This window comes from Curtobacterium sp. Leaf261 (assembly GCF_001422205.1).
GTDB lineage: Bacteria > Actinomycetota > Actinomycetes > Actinomycetales > Microbacteriaceae > Curtobacterium.
The window spans coordinates 106,638-122,050 of sequence record NZ_LMMJ01000004.1 but is presented as its reverse complement, the minus strand read 5'-3'; the positions used below and the strand labels follow the sequence as shown (position 1 = coordinate 122,050).

Sequence of the window (15,413 nt, the reverse complement as noted above, 5' to 3'; positions counted from 1 at the left end):
GCGGAGTCTGCGACGATGATTCGGCGATCGAACCCTCGGATCCTCGCTCGGTCCTGAGCTGATCGTGGTCGACCTAGACCGGGGTGACGCCGGCGGTCCTCCCTCGGCCCGTTCCGATAGGTGCTTGGCGAGCGGGAGCTCAGCCGGTCCCTTCGTCACTGACGCGCCAGCCAGCGGAGGTTGACCTCAGCACCAGGCCCCACGCATCGGTGCCGTCCTCCATCCCGGACACCCCGCGAACCGTGATCGTGAAAGTGAAGTCGGTCTCGTCGGCCCCTGAACCAGGGACGACCTCAAGGCGGCCGTGAGACAGCAGGCGCGGATCGTCGCCCAGCGCATTGCGGAGCCAGCTCACGCACCACCTGGTGTCGTCTGGGTCGGACAGGGCTCGCATCATCGGGCAATCGCGGCGCTCCGCGGCATGCAGGAACGCACGCGCGACGGTTCGGGCAGATGCATTCGACGGCGGGACCGGCGCAGCGGACTCGATCCACGTCGGGATAAGCGCCGCGACCAACGCAGCGATGGCGATGCCCCCAGCGCCGATGAGCGCAACCTTGCGGGGCTTCATCTGTCTGGCTGCTCGAGGTCTCCGCCGCCCGTCATCGGCCGTCCTGCAATCATGCATTTCATATCGTCGTCCGCATCGTGTGGGTAGCAGTGCCTTGAGGTGTACCGCCGTCGGTTGTGAGAAAGCTCCGGCCAGGAGAGCGTGTGAGTTAATCAGTGTCGCGCAGTCGAGCACCTGCAGCGTTCTCCCATTCAAGGGTCACACCGTCACCTCCCGCTACGGCTGTTCCGTCTGTCCGCCCGCCCAACAGACGATCGGCCATCGAGACGGACTCAGCCGGTAAGTTCACGACATGGACGTAGTGACCGCAAAAGTGCTGGGTTCCATCGCGCTCGTCTTCGGCATCGTCTTCATCGCGACGTCTGTTGAACGTCTCACGCGGACCGACGTGGACCTGCTGCTTGTGCTGCTCAACACGGCACTAGGCATCATGTGGCTTGGGGTCGGGGTGTGGTTGTGGCGCTTCGGGCTCTGCAAGTCGAACAGCGGCCGGTAGCCGATTGGTTATCGGATGTCGTTGTGCCCCTCCAAAACGCGACGTCCGAAGCCGGAGTCGGCCGCAACGTCGTTCTATCGCGCCGTCGCATATATCGTCTGAAATTCTTGTTGGCCGTCGTGGCCGCGCTCGCGCTGGCAGCGGTATCGCCGCCAGGTTGACGGACAGGGAGCAGCGGCGTTCACGTTGGGACGGTACCGAAGCGCATGAGGTAGTCGCGAATCAGCGTCCGGACATCCCTCAACCGCAGATTAAGTCCCGCGGCGATCATCTGATCGATGTCCGCGGGTGAATGCATCCCGTGGCGATGCCAGTCCGCGTCGCTGCTCGGGTTACCGCTCGCCAGAACGTAGCGAGTGTCAGCCAAATTCATGCCGCTCATACCGCGAGGGTGAACACGTGCCAATTGGACCGATTACTGACCGATGAGCATGCCGCGAGCGGGCTTGCTGGAGCCCACAACGTGACCGTGAGCAGATTGTGCGCCTACCCCACCAGTGAATGGTTTCCGCTCGGATCCATGATCCCGCGGAGGGCGATCAGACCGGCGCGGGCTCGAGATTTCATCGTGTCGACCTTCACTCCGAGCAGCTGCGCAGTCTCGACACCGCCGAGGTCGCCGAGGTACCGGAGCATCACAGCTTCGCGCTGCAGCGGTGAAAGCTGCGCCAACGCGTCTCGAAGGGCTGCCGAGCCGTCGATGGCGTCGATCTGGTCCGACACCGAGTAGTCGGTGGACTCGTAATCGCGGATCCCGATCCGCCTGTCCCGGTTCCGTGATGCCTGCGCGGACCGGATCCGATCGATCGCGCGAGCATGCGCGATGTGGTGCAACCAAGTGGAGACCCGCGCTCTGCTCGGGTCGAACCGTGCCGCGTTCTCCCACACGTGCAAGAAGACTTCCTGCAGCACCTCTTCGGCCTGAGCGTGATCCACGAGGCTGCGCTGGACGTACCCGAGCAGTTGGCGGGACATACGGTGGTATAGCTCGGCGAATGCGGCACGGTCGCCGTCTCTGATCGCGGCAAGCAGCGCCTCATCAGACGCGGTTGCCCAGGATGATCGGCGAGAACGAGTTGCGGTCATGGTGGCTCCGAAGCATGCTGTAGCCGACGTCAGAAGGTGCCGCCGTGGGGGAGACACCACTGTAGGCAGCTCGGTCTTCCCCCCGTTCGCCCCAAAACTAGGCACATCGTCGTGAATCTTGACCATCAAATGACCGCCGTCCGACAGCGGTCATCGCGGCGTACGCTGAGCGTGTTCCGGGTCGAACTGATCCGGCCGGCACCCCGTTGGCTGGCGGCGCGCACCTGATCGTGTGACCGAACACGAGCGCCCTCTTCGGACCCGAACCCAGGGGGCGCTCGATCACCCTGAGCTATGCCTCCGTGCGCTCCGGGTCGTCGATGAAGTCCTCATAACGCACTTCGTCATCGTCAACGGCGGACTTGAGTCTGGCGGCGATCATCTGAGCGATCTCTGCGGGTGAGCGCATCCCGTGACGATGCCAGTCCGCGTCGGTCTTCGGCGCACCTCTGTCGGGCATGATCACAGGCCTTCCAGGAGATGACGAAGCAGTTGGTGTCCGACCGCACCCCCAGGTGAGCGCCGCCCGGGTGAGGGCAACACATCATCGGTAGATCTTGGACGCGGTCCGATAACTGACCGTAGCGCGGCAATCCGGCGAGCTACAACACGATGTCCTCGCACCGTGCCCGGCGCGCCATCGATCACCCCGCTTGTCGCGGAAGCGGACTAGGTACGCCACACTTGTTGTGGGGCAGGGTGGTTCCCGCCCAAGTGGTGACGAAGGTCCTGATCTGGATCGTTACCGCGCAGCGCCCGCCCTTCGGGTTGGCGGGCGCTGTCCCCGGACCCGTCGCCGACGTGCTCAGATGATCTGACTACTGGGTGTCGACCGAGCCGACGTCGACCTACTCTTCCTCTGAGGAGGCAATCGGCAGACCCGCCGGAAGCTCCTGATCCGCGACGTCCTTGTCCGCAGCCTGCGTGGGCCAGTCCATGCTCTCGAGGAAATCACGCAGGAACTCCTCGTAGTCGAACCCGTCGCCCTCGCCACGAACCTCACCCCAAGACATGCAGGCGAGGGTAGGCGTACGACGGTCGCGTCGTCACGGCGGTCCGCTATGCGACCCTTTCCGCGGCAGCAAGCGGGAGGTGTGGGGCGGGTGTTGTACCTCGGTCCGATCATCATCGGTCACCATCGGACTATAAGTCGCGGTAACCCGTTCTCCTCGCCGGCCCCGCTGAGACCTCAGGCAGGAAGGAGACAACCGCAGCCATCAGCGTCCCGCCCTCCGCCACTTCGATCCAAGTCGCGCGAGCAGCTCGAGTCAGAACGGTTTGCGGTCCGAAGCTCGGTCGCCGTGGTCATCGTAGGGCGGCTCCCAGCCGTGCTCTTTGTACTCCTTGTTCACTCTCCCCCGCATCGATCGCGGCAACCAGCCCGTGTTCGGACCCGGACCACCCTTCCGGAGCCGAAAGAAGCTCCCACCGACCAACAGCACAGCGACAACGATGAAGACGATGACGACAACAGGGCTCACGAGCGCACTCCACTTCCTTGGAGCAGGTCTTCTCCTGGCGTCGCAGACCCGACACACCAAGCGGACACGAACCCTAACGAACGCTGAGGAGACACTCCGCCCCGAGCGGAACTTCCGGTGATTCGGGGGCCCCGCTTTGCCGGAAGTTCGGCGTCGTGTCGCCGGCGGCCCCGCAGTACGCTGCACTCGTGGAGCGGACCCGGACGATGACACGGAGCACGCGGCCGGAATTCAGTGGTGGGTCCCCTAGATCGTGGGTTTCCTCGTGAGTGCAACAGCGCTTGTTGCACTCAGCACGGTGTTCCCCATCGCCAGCGCCGCACGCGCGGGCTACGGCTCGGCCGTCGGCGCCGCATGGCAGGGCCGCGGGCGAGAGGCCCGCGGGTGACGCGCGGTCATTGGGTCGTGGCAGGGTTGTCGGTCCTCACGTTCACGGGACTCGGGCTGCTGCTCGGCGCCGTCGGCCTGTCGGCGGACGACAACCAACGGGACAACGCACTCTCGGGCGCTGTAATCGGTGGTGTCCTGCTTGCGCTGTGGCCGCCGACCGTACAATCGCCGCAGGCTTCACGGGCAAACAACGAACCCGCAGGGTTCAAGGCGCAGCGCCGGCTTGCAGGCTCAGATCAGACAGGACAGCCCGCCGAAGGCGGTCCTCCCCCCGACAGGAACAGGCCGCGCAGCGGTCCGATGAGAGCCCCTCGAGCTGCGCGCCGGCGTAGCGGCCAGGACATGAAGCGGCCCCAGCCTGTTGGGGAACAGGACCGGGGCCGGCTGCAGCTCGAGCGGATTTGGAGGCTGCTCGAGCCGCGCGTCCTGGAACCGTTGGGGGGAACAGGTCCCGGCTTCCGGCACGCTACGCGTCCCCTCCGACGCTGGCACCGCCGGCCGCTATGGGGTGGCTGAAATCTCCGAACTGTGCTTCACAGCTGCCCGCCACACCACGCTGCGGTCGCCGCCTGGCCGCTCCCCCACTCGATCAAGACAGACAGCTCTCCGGGACATTGTCCAGGCGGGCGGAGATTGTATGAGCAAGGGTGATCGACCGCTGACACGACACTGCGACTTCCGTCGGTTAGGGTCGGCCCGTGCCGGAGGACAGGACAACAAAGCGTGGCGCGATCCTGGCGGCAGCGTCGAGGCTGTTCATTGACAACGGGTACGCCGGGACCTCGCTTCGCGATATCGGCCGGGACGCTGACGCTGACGCCGCGCTTGTCATCCACTACTTTGGCTCGAAGGATGGCGTGTTCCTCGCCGCGATGCGGTCGGTGCAGGCCGAGCACCCCATCTCGGAGGGGCCGATCGACACGCTTGGGGAACGATTCATCCGGTACGTCCTCGAGGCCGGGCCGCAGGTGCGGGCCATGTTCCTCGCGATCCTCCGTGCGAGCGATTCGGACAACATCGGCGTCGAGCTTCGTCGCCAGCACGAGCTCGGGTTCGTTGGACCATTGCGCGCTCGCCTCGGCGGTGCGGACGCCGATCTCCGTGCCTCGCTCGCGGCATCGCTCGTCGCTGGCCTGCTCTATGCGCTCTGGGTAGTCGGCGACGAGCAGCTGCTCGCCGCCGACCACGAAGAGATTGTCGCGAAATACGGGCGCCTCATGCAGGAGCTCGTCAACCCCGCTTGAACCCCAGGTTCGACCACTCCACGCGACCGGACGGACGGACTACTGGACCGACCAGCCACCGTCGGAGGCGAGCACGGCTCCGTTGATGTTCACGCCGTCGTCGCTCAGCAGGAACGTGATGGACGCGGCGAGCTGCTCGGCCGTCGCGAGCGACGGGATCGCCGCCTGGAACGGTCCGAGTCGCGCCGAGCCAGCCTCAGAGACGTTCGCCGGCATTGGGATGCCCGTCGCGACGCCGCCGGGTGCTACCGCGTTGACGCGGATGCCCTGCGGGCCGTACATGAACGCGGCGCTGCGGGTCAGCCCGATCACGCCGTGCTTCGACACCGTGTAGGCGTTGCCGGAAGCGTTGCCGCGCAGCCCAGCCTCGGAGGCGACGTTCACGATCGATCCGCGGCCGGCCGCGACCATGAGCGGCAGCACGGCTCGAGAGAGCTTGAACCCACCCGTGAGGTTAATGCCGATGACCCGGTCCCAGACGGCGTCGGTCGTCTCGTGCAGCGGCGAGAAGTCGTCGTTGATACCGGCGACGTTCGCGAGCCCGTCGATCTGGGCACCCGCGGCGGCGACGATCGCGTCGATGTCCTCCTGCTTCGTGATGTCACCGGTGACCGTCACGACATCGACGTCCGCGAAGGACCCGGCGAACTCGGCGAGGCGCTCCGCGGACACGTCGACGGCGACGACGCGGCCACCCTCGCGCGTGATCCGGGAGGCCGTGGCTCGGCCGATCCCGGACGCGGCACCGGTGACGACCACGGTCTTCCCGGCGAACCGTCCGGTGCTCACGCGCTCCTGCCAGACGGCCTCGGCAATGTCCTCGGGGATGACACCGCCGTTGGCGCTCCGGACGAGGTCGTCGATCGCGGTCTGGGACAGCTGGCCGCCGGACATCGTGACGAGCTGGTCCAGAGCCATCCCGCGGGCGGGGGTGAGCACCTCCGGGTCGAGTCCGGCCGGCGCGAGCAGTCCACGGACCAGGACGCCGCCGGTCGGGTGGTCGAGCCAGGTCCCGACGGTCGACTGGCCGGTGAGCGGGGTTTCGTTGGCGGGCATTGCGCATCCTCTCGTCGCCGCGGGGTCCGGCCGGCGTCGATGTCGGCTCCGGCGCGACGGGTTCCGTCGCGCAACGGCGAGGCCATTCAACACTGTTGAACCAAGACGCAACAGTGGTGCATCCTGGTGAGCGGCTCGAAGCACGCTGAGCACGACGAGACGAGGTAGTCAGCATGGACATCGCCCTGGTGCACGAGGAATTGCGCGGCAGGGTCCGCCGGCAGGTAGATTTGCCGACGGACCGCTGGTGGGGTCGGAAACTGACCCGTGCACTGACCGGCTTGGCGCCCTCCGGCGACACGAGTTGTGTGACGATCTCGATGCCGAAGAAGCGCGCTCCGTCGGTCCGCGTGTACCGGCCGAACGAGCAGCAGTCCGACGCGGCGCTGTTCTGGATTCACGGCGGGGGGATGATCATCGGCCGCGCCTCGATCGACGATCGCCTCTGCGCGTCGACCGCCCGCGAGCTCGGGATGGTCGTCGTCTCTGCCGAGTACCGCCTCGCGCCGGACCACTCGTACCCGATCCCGCTCGACGATTGTCTGCAGGGCTGGATGTGGCTGCAGGAGCATGCGGCGTCCCTCGGCGTCGACCGGGAACGAATCGCGATCGGCGGCCAGAGCGCCGGCGGCGGACTCGCGGCAGGACTCGTCCAGCGACTCGCCGACTCGACGTACCCCGACCCGGTGGCCCAGTGGCTGTTCTGTCCGATGCTCGACGACCGCACGGCCGCGGACCGGGACCTCGACCGCATCGACCACTTCGTCTGGAACAACCGCATCAACCGGTTCGGCTGGCGCTCGTACCTCGGGACGGTACCGGGGTCCCCGCGGGTGCCGGAGTACGCTGCACCCGCACGGCGCACCGACCTTGGCGGCCTCCCGCCGGCGTGGATCGGTGTTGGCGACATCGACCTCTTCCGCGACGAGGACATGGCATACGCGGCTGCACTCCGAGCGGGAGGGGCACCGGTCGACACCGTTGTCGTTCCCGGCGCACCGCATGGCTTCGAGGCCTGGGCTCCCGACACCGTGCTTGCGCGCGAGTACGTCGCTGGTGCGCAGGCGTGGCTGCGGGAGGCGCTGGCACGCTGACGATCCGCGCGGGTGCACCGGATGACGGTATCGGTGGCGGTCCGGCAGGATGCGCACGTGAGGCACGGTGCCAGCTGGCACCATGCCTCCAGCTCGTCACGCGCTCGCGTCAGCGACGGCTGTGTCGCTGGAGGAAGCGCTGCAGCTCGGCGTCGAACGCCTGGTCCTCCGGTGCGCCCGCGGAGCCGCCGTGCGGCATCGCCTCGCCGACGTGTAGTTCCGCCTCGACGCCGGCGTTCCGGAGCTTGCGGTGCATGCGAACCGTATTCGACAGGAACAGGTCGCGCGTCCCGGTCCTCCTTGATCCCATCTGCAACACTCCGAATAAGGGTGGTGTTGCAACGACCAGCTGAACCCAAGGGCCGGCTACCGCACACCCAACCGTGGCCTTCATCGCGTCCGCCCGTGCTGCCCCCGCTACGTGAAGTGCCCCCGCCGACATGTCGGCGGGGGCACCCCTACTGCTAGCCCTTACGCCACAGGTCGATCAGCAACCGGGCGACGGTCACGAGCAAACTCGCGATCCCCAACCACGGCACTGTCTTCCTGGGCGGACGGCCCTCGGTGTCGTCCGACATCGAGACCACCTCCTGGTGTGCGCGCCGGCGAACACTAGAAGCGGGACCAGCAGATCCCTACAGTGGAACCCGCCACGAGAGCGCGTTACACTTGATCCCGAGCGACGAACTCGGGGATGTATGGATCCCCTGGCTTCCCACTCGGAGGCCAAACCGAAGCCCAAGACCTGGCAGGGTCTTGGGCTTCACCTTTGGTCCAGGGCCGCAACCCGGCGGTATGACGACCCGTACCAGTAAGCGTACGAGGACCGTCGCACTCCCGCTGCGGCCGCGCTGAGAAGGACGCCGCACCGGCGCGCCTCCATCCAGCAGTGAACAGCGTTCAATTAAAGCGATTAACGGTAGGACCGCTTTGATGAGAGCCAGCGTCCCGCGCGGATATGCCAGGATAGAGGGACTATCCCCCACGGAAGGCACTGCATTCATGGCTCAGAAGGTCACCACGCATCTCGTCGACGACATCACGGGCGAGACCATCGAAAACGGCGGCAAGACCGTCCAGTTCGGCTTCGACGGCACCACCTACGAAATCGACCTCTCCGACGACAACGCCGACGCACTCCGCGAAGCGCTGTCCGACTACATCGCCGCCGCCCGAAAGACCAGCGGCACCCGTGGCCGTGCCGCCGGTAGCCGCACCGCGAAGCGCAGCAACCCCGACGAACTGACCAAGATCCGCGAATGGGCCGCCCAGAACGGCCACGACGTCGCTCCCCGCGGCCGCATCAGCCAGGCCGTCCGCGACGCCTACGACGCCGCGAACTGACGCACCGCTGATGCGCCGATAAGGGGTTCTTATGTCAGTTGTTCAAACGGCGAAAGCTTGCCCGCAGAGTAGGCAATGAACTGGCATGACAGCATCATTGGGCACCTTGACCGGCTCCCAAGGGTGACACGGCGGAGCTAGCATGGCCATGTCGTCAGGCTCTACCAACGGGTCTGGCTCGGCTGGACCATCCGCCTTGCCACGTTTGAACGTCATACCGCTGTTCCTGCTGGACTTGAATTCCTGCTCGATCGCGTCCGCGATGATTCCCGGGGCTGCTGCTGCGACGACGGCCTCTTGGTAGGAGATTTGCTCCTGCGTGAACCACTGGTCAGGATCCGCAGCCCTGCCGCATCGTGGACAGAAGTACGTGTCTCCGTAGACAAAGTCCGCCGGCGCTTCGTCCGTGGGGCCGTGATACCATTTGAACTCTTGTTCACAATGAGGACACTCGCGACGCAGGAAACCGTCCGCGTCGAGCGGAAACTCAATTAGTATTTCCATAATCAACCCACCGTATCGAAGTAGACGCTTTGACTGAACGAGGTTCCGTCATCAAGATGTGCAGTTAGAGTAAGTTCGAACTGTGCGGGGCCCGACGGACCCATGGTCTTCTGCGTTGTCCAGCCCCTAGCGGTAAACGTCTTCCCGGCGGGAAGCTTCGCCACTGGTCCGCTGTCGTGCAGCGTGACGTGTTGGGACAGCTCAGCTGGAACGTTGATTTCGACATCGAACAGATTAACCGCACCGTTATTGGTGATCTGCACGAGGTCAAGCTTGTTGCTACCCGATGATCGCCAACGCCCATCAACGTGCGGGCCGCGGCGGTCCTGGCTTGGAACTCTCTTCCCAACAGGGAGCCCGTTTCCCAGGGTGCGTGGCGGTGTGAATTCACCCTCACGGAGCCAATCACCCCCCGTGAGGTCAACCTCACACCCTGCCGTAGCCAGCCGATCACCCAGAGACTTCCGCAAACCTGCCTCGTTGGAAATTCGGATTGCATGGCGGCCACCAACATCGCTGAATGGCCGCAAATCACCGAGTTCCACCAAAATCGTATGTTTTGGATCCCGCCCCATAGCCATACCCGCCTCAAAGAGGACGTTAGGGCGCGCCTGACCGGTCGGGACTAGTTCGGGATCGCTGTCGCCACTGGCGTAATCAGTGCGAATGTATGCGACGTCGTCTGGCGTGGCAGGACCACAACCGCTTGCCCTTCTTTGGAGGCAACATCAAGGACTTACCCAATATAAGGGGAGCCGTGACCAGTTAGAGCTACCGCCTGATCCCACTCGATTGGCTTCAGGCCGAGCGATCGCAGGAAAGAGAACATGGCATCTCGGGCCGCAGCGTTGCGATCGTGAACCACGAAGACCTTGGTTGTCATGGGCAGAAAGTATCCCTCACGTCTGACAGTCAACAGGGTTCAGGTGTGCCGGAGGATGCTCGCAAGCTGTGTTGCGCTGGATGTACCTCAGCACCGCAGTGCCACGCCGCCGGCCAGGCGTGGCGTTAGGGTCCGTTACGCCTGTTCTGCGACGGATGTGTGCGGGGTCTAGGGGTCGTGCGCCGCCTGGGTGTTGGTGTTTCGTTAGTGTTCTCGCTGCTAGAAGTGCCGGGAGGTGTCCTCTATGAGAGCCTGGAGGACTGGGCGGAGGCGGAACCACCGAATCATCGCCCACGTCGCCAGCGCGACCCAGAACGCTGCCAGTAGGACATCTCCTTGGCCTTCGCGCGTGTCGAGGTCACCGAGTGAGGTGACAGCGTTCGCGACCTGCAACGCGGCGATTAGAGTCCAGGGCCATGCCACCCAAAGGCTCTCACGAGACCGCTCTAAGGCGGGCCGCCATTGCCGTTCCGGTACGTCGTCGGGAACGGAGCGGTCGCGGATCCACTGGTCGACTTGCCGCTCGCGCGCCCGGCGGCCAGTACTGCTGATCGCGAGATACGCCAGCGGCACCCCCAGCACGATTATGGAGACACCGATGGTCGGAACGAGCAAACCCGTCTCGTGCCGGCAGCAAACAGGAACTCCTCAAACGCACCGACCTGACGATGACCTAGATTGCCGAGACGACCGGCCTCGGATCCAACGCAAACCTACGACGGCACCCTGGCAGTACCACCGGCACCTCCCCCAAGGCCTACAAAACCGCGTTTCAAAACTGGCCCACTTCGTGAACTCGATCTTGCTTGCGTTCGCGGGCCCCGCAGGAAGAGCCGGCGGCTTGCGTGGGATGACGGTGGTCAGCGGCCGGCGGCGTAGTGGTTGGTGACTTGGGTTTGGGTCAGCACCGTGCCATATATTGCCGCGTATCGCATCGACCCTGTGAAGTAGTAGTTGCTGGCAGTGCCGGGCCATCCGCTGATGGTGTCGTAGCCGATCCGCCAGTACCCGGAGGCGTTTTCAGGTGCGGTGTAGCTGCTGTTGGATGCGACGAGGGTGCCGTCAGCATAGAGTCGCATGCCGGTGTCGGAGGACATGGTTGCGACGACGTGATGCCAGGTGTTGTCGTTATAGGTCTTTGGTGTGGTTACGACGTGGACGGCTGAACTGTAGGTACCGAAGACGAGTTGGCCGGTGGTGTTGAGGTAGATCTGTCGGTCGTGTTGGCCGGAGCTGCTGACCTGGTTGCTCCCGAAGCCGATGAGGAGGCCGCCGGCGACGGCGGTTTTGAACCACACTTCTTCGCTGAACGTGGTCGGGTTTTTGTAGGAGGTGGGCGTTGAGACGAAGCTTGATGAACCGTCCAGGACGTAGGACGTTCCCGTGTCTCGGGGGCATGCGTTGGGGCTGGGTGTGGTTGCGGTCATCGCACCCTGGTAGGTGCCGTTGACTCCCGCGCCAGACCAGTCGGCCGCGGACGTCGACCCGGAGGGTTCGCCGAGCTTGTAAGCGAATGTTGCGTTGGTTTTGTCGACGCCGACCGCGCCGGTGCAGGTGAAGTTGGTTGCGGTGCCGGCACTGTCGGTGCTGTTGGTGATCTGTGCGGTGAAGGCGGAACGGGTGGGGGCGAGCTGCGTCAGCACGAGCAGTGTCGCCAGCGCGACGACGAGGACCAGGGCGACGAGCTTCCCGTCCCGCAGATGGCCGATGTTCATGCTGGTCGTACCACAGTCCGTCGGCCGATCGCTAGGCACCATATGAGCGGGATAAGGCAGATTGTGATCAGCGCAACCCATCCGGCCACGTCAAGGTCGATCGTTGACGTGATCTGGTATTGGCCGTTTCGGGTGAGTTCGTGGATGGCGAGATGTCCGACCTGTCCGTCAACGAGGTGGATGCTGTTCCCGCCGCGGGCGCTGACGTGGACGGGAAAAATGCCGCTGGAGATGACGGTCGCGTCGACGTTTCGGACGGTCGCTGTGTTCGCGATCGTGGTGACGTGCACGAACGGTTTCAGAAGGAACGCGGCGTACGCGGCTGTAGTTGCGGCACCTGCGACCCGGAGCGAGCTGCGGGTGACCCGGTCGGAGAACGGACTCGTGAGCACCCAGATCAGCATGTTCCCGATCAACAGGATCGGGATGGCGCGAAAAAGCCATCCGAGGTGGGGGATCAGAGCCGCTGGTGCGCCGACAAGGTTGTCCTGGGTGAGGGTCCACGGGTCGGTAGCGCCATTGACGTCACCCCGTGTGTGGATGCCACCAGCGGCGTCGATCGCGATGATGCGGTGGGTGTACACCACGCTCGGGTTGGCGGGCACTTGGAACGACACGATGTCGCCCACGCGGAGAGAGGTATGGTTCACCGGCATGTCGATGATGAGCGTTCCGACCGGCGCCGCCTCACCCATCGAGGGTGTTTCGACCACGAATATTCTGCCACCGGCGTGCAGCAGCAGCAGCGTTGCTGCGAGGCAGACGGCCGCGGCAACCGCGACCGACCATGACAGTGCCGCTTGGAACGGTCGGGGTGTTGTGCCGACGAGCGCCGGGCGGTCGAGGGTGCCCGTCAGCGGAATGGCCGTGATCTGGCTCATGAGCTGATCTCCTACTGCGGAACGTGAGCGATGCCTGTCGACGGTCGTATGTCGCGGAACACGTGATCCCCGGACGCTATGCGGCCGGGGATCACGCGTGTTGCGATCAGCTCGTGAAGGTCCAGGTCATCGGGACTGCCGCGGCGAGGCCCTGGTAGGTGTTACCGGCACTGGAATTCAGGGTGACGGCGAAGTTGAAGGGCACGGATCCGCCGGCGGCGGGGGCGGCGGGCATCGTGAACGCCGATGCCGCGGCGCCGGCGAAGCTCGCCAGCGTTCCGGAGAACACAGTGGTGGAGCCGGAAGTGATGACGAGGTTCATTTTCGCGCAGACATCCGTTGCCGTGCCGTTCGCGGATCCGTTGTTCGATTGGGTGCAGGAAGATCCGGGCGTCAGCGTGAAGGTGCTCGCGGCTGCCGTTCCGGTGTTCTTGATCGTGATTGCCGTGTTGACGGTATTGCCTGGCGTCATCGTAGTCGAGCCGCCGAACTTGTTGATCGTTGAGCAGGTCGCGGAGTTTGTGGACACCGAACCGCCGTCTGTGCTGAGGCAGGTCACGGACGCGCCGGCGTTCTGCTCCTGCATGATGACGGTGCCGCTACCAGCCGAGTTGCTGCTGTTAGTGATGCTCGCAGCGAACCCGGAGAGGGTGCCAGTCAGCGACAGTGAAAGAAGCACTGCCGCGAAGATGCCCGCGGTGAGCGCGACAGGGGCAACGCGAATCCGCTTGAGCGGTGAGACACGGAGCGGATTCATGGCAGTTCCCTCGATGAGTGATTAGCAGGATGAGTGACAATCACGGGAACGTGACTGCTCGATGATCAAGCTATCCTGTCGTTGAGGTACTTCCCACCCCTCATGCGGCCCCAGACCGGGGGCCACGCGCTGCCTGGCCCTCCCCACACTGGGGTAGTTCGACGATCGAGAAACTCAGCTACCGTCGAAACACCCCATGAGCGCCACGGACGGCGCGACCCGAGACAGGAGCGTCCCCATGGAGACCCTGACCACCCGCAATGTCGCCGCACCCGCGGCCGAGCAGGATCCGATGACGCAAGCGCTCGGAGCGTTTGTGCTGATGCATCGGGCGAACGCTTTAGTGACGGCGTCCTTGGCGCAGCAGTACGGCTGTGGTGTTTCTGACATGCGAGCACTGGTGTTCATCGCTGGCGGCGGTGACACCACCCCCAGCGCTATCGGGCGCGAGCTCGGCCTCAGCAGCGGTGCTATCACCACTCTCGTCGACCGCCTCGAGAACGCGGACTGGGCGCAACGAGTCCCGAACCCGCACGATCGCCGCAGCTCGTATCTGGAGTTGCGCTCCGGGGGCCGGACGGTACTGGAACAGATCACCGCTGTCTACGCCGCAGCGTTCACCGCAGCGACAAATGACGCGGCAGCACCGGCGAGCTTCGACTGTTTGATGCGAGCGTTCACGAACGTCGGCACTGCACTCCGTGCCACGATCGACCGCGAATAGCGCTGACGGGCTTCCGGTCAAGTACTGGAACGGCTCATCTGATTCATCCGTGCGGCGGTGTGGGTGAAGGCGGTGCGTTTAACCGCGGTGCGTGGCCCCCAAGCCGACTGACAGCTCGACCGCGTCGTCCCTACTCACCATCTCAGCGACGTCGTAGGACACCGCCGCGCACGCTCGGAGGCCGACGGCGCACCCGCGGTTCGCGGATAGCAGTCATGTGTCGCATGACGACCGACCGACACCGTGACAGTATCGCTCCGTGCAGGTGACCTTTCCCCGCGCAGGTGTTGGGCTGCACACCCGTCGGTCTGACACCGCTGGCGGTGATCCTCCCAGAGGGCTCCTGGTTGAGGGTCACCGCCAGGTTTTCATCCTGAAGCCCGGGCCTGTGACCAGCACGACATCCATCAGGGTGCTTCTCACGCTCGTTGACGCGGCAACACGCAGTCGGCCGCCTTGTCCAGGAGCACACTGCCGTCGGCAGCAACATTGAACGTGCCGACCACTGGCTGAGCTCGATCACGGCGTGTATGGGGTCAGTCGGTGAGGTCGATCTCCCACACGGGTCGGATGTAGGCCTGCTTCCATCCTTCCCGGAGCCGCGTGATCGCACGGTCGTAGGCGTCGAGCAGGTCCATGTCCGGGCGGACCATGGACTGCAGCTGCAACCCCTCGTAGAGGGCGATGAGTTGCTCGGCCCCTCGCGGGGGGTCCATCGTGGCGGGTTCGCGGCCTGTCTGGATGTCGCGCTCGAGGCTGTGCTGCACCATGAGGTGGAAGCGACGCCACCGCTCGTACAGGTGCGGTGCCATTGGATGGTCCGGGGTCGCGGCGATGTTGACGGTCGCGGTCAGCATCCGCATGAGCGCCGGGTCGGCAATGTTCGCGGTGACGATACCGCGAAGGAACCGAACCGTGCCGTGGGTGGCTGCGACCGGCAGGATCGGCGCCATGCGCTCTTCGTTCCAACGGTCGATGGTCGCCAGCACCAGACCATCCCACGTCGGGAACTGCCGCTGGACGTCGGTTAGTGGGAGGCGGGCCTCCGCGGCGAGCATTTCGTAGGACGCCTCGTGGAACGCGTGCTTCCGGAACATGTCGATGGCAGCTCTGATGATCGCAGTACGCCGGGAGATGGTGTCCTCGTGCGAGGACGCAGGGTTGATCGTCGTCACGCCACCAATCCC

General features: G+C 64.9%; 18 protein-coding genes and 1 pseudogene. 5 read left to right on the top strand and 14 right to left on the bottom strand.

Annotation, left to right across the window (positions count from 1 at the left end; all coding sequences use genetic code 11):
- Positions 1-139: 139 nt before the first annotated feature.
- Complete coding sequence (locus ASF23_RS04945; protein WP_055949996.1) at positions 140-571, bottom strand: hypothetical protein; 432 nt, start codon at positions 569-571, stop codon at positions 140-142.
- Positions 572-863: 292 nt separating this feature from the next.
- Here ASF23_RS04945 and ASF23_RS04940 point away from each other — a divergent pair, with 292 nt between their 5' ends.
- Positions 864-1,067, top strand: coding sequence for a hypothetical protein (locus ASF23_RS04940; RefSeq protein WP_055949991.1), 204 nt, complete (start codon positions 864-866; stop codon positions 1,065-1,067).
- A 181-nt stretch (positions 1,068-1,248) separates the two neighbouring features.
- Here the strand turns inward: ASF23_RS04940 and ASF23_RS04935 are convergent, their stop codons facing one another.
- The 4 genes from ASF23_RS04935 to ASF23_RS18185 all read right to left on the bottom strand — a co-directional run bounded on the left by ASF23_RS04935 (position 1,249) and on the right by ASF23_RS18185 (position 3,166).
- Positions 1,249-1,449, bottom strand: a complete 201-nt coding sequence (locus tag ASF23_RS04935; RefSeq protein ID WP_055949989.1) for a hypothetical protein — start codon at positions 1,447-1,449, stop codon at positions 1,249-1,251.
- A gap of 104 nt (positions 1,450-1,553) precedes the next feature.
- Positions 1,554-2,153 carry a sigma-70 family RNA polymerase sigma factor gene (locus tag ASF23_RS04930; RefSeq protein WP_162236708.1) on the bottom strand — a complete coding sequence of 200 codons (600 nt, stop codon included), beginning with the start codon at positions 2,151-2,153 and terminating at the stop codon, positions 1,554-1,556.
- 292 nt (positions 2,154-2,445) lie between these two features.
- A complete protein-coding gene (locus tag ASF23_RS18190; protein WP_156364237.1) occupies positions 2,446-2,619 on the bottom strand; it encodes a hypothetical protein in 174 nt (57 codons plus the stop codon).
- Between the two features lie 382 nt (positions 2,620-3,001).
- On the bottom strand, positions 3,002-3,166 hold the full coding sequence (locus tag ASF23_RS18185) for a hypothetical protein (RefSeq protein ID WP_156364235.1): 165 nt from the start codon (positions 3,164-3,166) through the stop codon (positions 3,002-3,004).
- A gap of 1,556 nt (positions 3,167-4,722) precedes the next feature.
- Between ASF23_RS18185 and ASF23_RS04925 the strand changes: the two genes are divergently transcribed.
- Positions 4,723-5,268, top strand: a complete 546-nt coding sequence (locus tag ASF23_RS04925; protein ID WP_055949982.1) for a TetR/AcrR family transcriptional regulator — start codon at positions 4,723-4,725, stop codon at positions 5,266-5,268.
- A gap of 39 nt (positions 5,269-5,307) precedes the next feature.
- Here ASF23_RS04925 and ASF23_RS04920 read toward each other — a convergent pair whose 3' ends face one another.
- Positions 5,308-6,324, bottom strand: a complete 1,017-nt coding sequence (locus ASF23_RS04920) for an SDR family NAD(P)-dependent oxidoreductase (protein ID WP_055949979.1) — start codon at positions 6,322-6,324, stop codon at positions 5,308-5,310.
- A gap of 173 nt (positions 6,325-6,497) precedes the next feature.
- Between ASF23_RS04920 and ASF23_RS04915 the strand changes: the two genes are divergently transcribed.
- On the top strand, positions 6,498-7,418 hold the full coding sequence (locus ASF23_RS04915) for an alpha/beta hydrolase (protein ID WP_055949975.1): 921 nt from the start codon (positions 6,498-6,500) through the stop codon (positions 7,416-7,418).
- Positions 7,419-7,527: 109 nt separating this feature from the next.
- Here ASF23_RS04915 and ASF23_RS17750 read toward each other — a convergent pair whose 3' ends face one another.
- Positions 7,528-7,674: a hypothetical protein gene (locus tag ASF23_RS17750; protein WP_200919303.1), complete on the bottom strand. Its 147-nt coding sequence runs from the start codon at positions 7,672-7,674 to the stop codon at positions 7,528-7,530.
- A 746-nt stretch (positions 7,675-8,420) separates the two neighbouring features.
- Here ASF23_RS17750 and ASF23_RS04910 point away from each other — a divergent pair.
- The gene (locus ASF23_RS04910) at positions 8,421-8,762 is read left to right on the top strand and encodes a histone-like nucleoid-structuring protein Lsr2 (RefSeq protein ID WP_055949972.1); all 342 of its coding nucleotides are present in this window, start codon (positions 8,421-8,423) and stop codon (positions 8,760-8,762) included.
- 42 nt (positions 8,763-8,804) lie between these two features.
- On the opposite strand, the gene ASF23_RS18540 is transcribed toward ASF23_RS04910, so the two are convergent.
- From ASF23_RS18540 to ASF23_RS04890, 6 genes and pseudogenes are all read right to left on the bottom strand, one after another.
- On the bottom strand, positions 8,805-9,266 hold the full coding sequence (locus tag ASF23_RS18540; RefSeq protein WP_162236706.1) for a hypothetical protein: 462 nt from the start codon (positions 9,264-9,266) through the stop codon (positions 8,805-8,807).
- Positions 9,267-9,268: 2 nt separating this feature from the next.
- Positions 9,269-9,529, bottom strand: a complete 261-nt coding sequence (locus tag ASF23_RS18780; RefSeq protein WP_235510789.1) for a hypothetical protein — start codon at positions 9,527-9,529, stop codon at positions 9,269-9,271.
- 231 nt (positions 9,530-9,760) lie between these two features.
- Positions 9,761-9,943 (bottom strand): annotated as a pseudogene (locus ASF23_RS19070) (TIR domain-containing protein); the annotation flags it as partial.
- Positions 9,944-11,009: 1,066 nt separating this feature from the next.
- Entirely contained in the window at positions 11,010-11,864 is an 855-nt protein-coding gene (locus ASF23_RS04900) for a LamG domain-containing protein (RefSeq protein ID WP_055949966.1), read from the bottom strand.
- The gene (locus ASF23_RS04895) at positions 11,861-12,745 is read right to left on the bottom strand and encodes a S26 family signal peptidase (RefSeq protein WP_055949963.1); all 885 of its coding nucleotides are present in this window, start codon (positions 12,743-12,745) and stop codon (positions 11,861-11,863) included. The genes ASF23_RS04900 and ASF23_RS04895 overlap by 4 nt, the downstream gene beginning before the upstream one ends.
- A gap of 106 nt (positions 12,746-12,851) precedes the next feature.
- Positions 12,852-13,502: a hypothetical protein gene (locus ASF23_RS04890; RefSeq protein ID WP_055949960.1), complete on the bottom strand. Its 651-nt coding sequence runs from the start codon at positions 13,500-13,502 to the stop codon at positions 12,852-12,854.
- 238 nt (positions 13,503-13,740) lie between these two features.
- Here ASF23_RS04890 and ASF23_RS04885 point away from each other — a divergent pair, with 238 nt between their 5' ends.
- Positions 13,741-14,226, top strand: coding sequence for a MarR family winged helix-turn-helix transcriptional regulator (locus ASF23_RS04885; protein ID WP_200919302.1), 486 nt, complete (start codon positions 13,741-13,743; stop codon positions 14,224-14,226).
- Between the two features lie 536 nt (positions 14,227-14,762).
- On the opposite strand, the gene ASF23_RS18535 is transcribed toward ASF23_RS04885, so the two are convergent.
- Positions 14,763-15,401 (bottom strand): TetR/AcrR family transcriptional regulator, encoded by a 639-nt coding sequence (locus ASF23_RS18535; RefSeq protein WP_055949953.1) that lies wholly within the window; start codon positions 15,399-15,401, stop codon positions 14,763-14,765.
- Positions 15,402-15,413 lie beyond the last annotated feature (12 nt).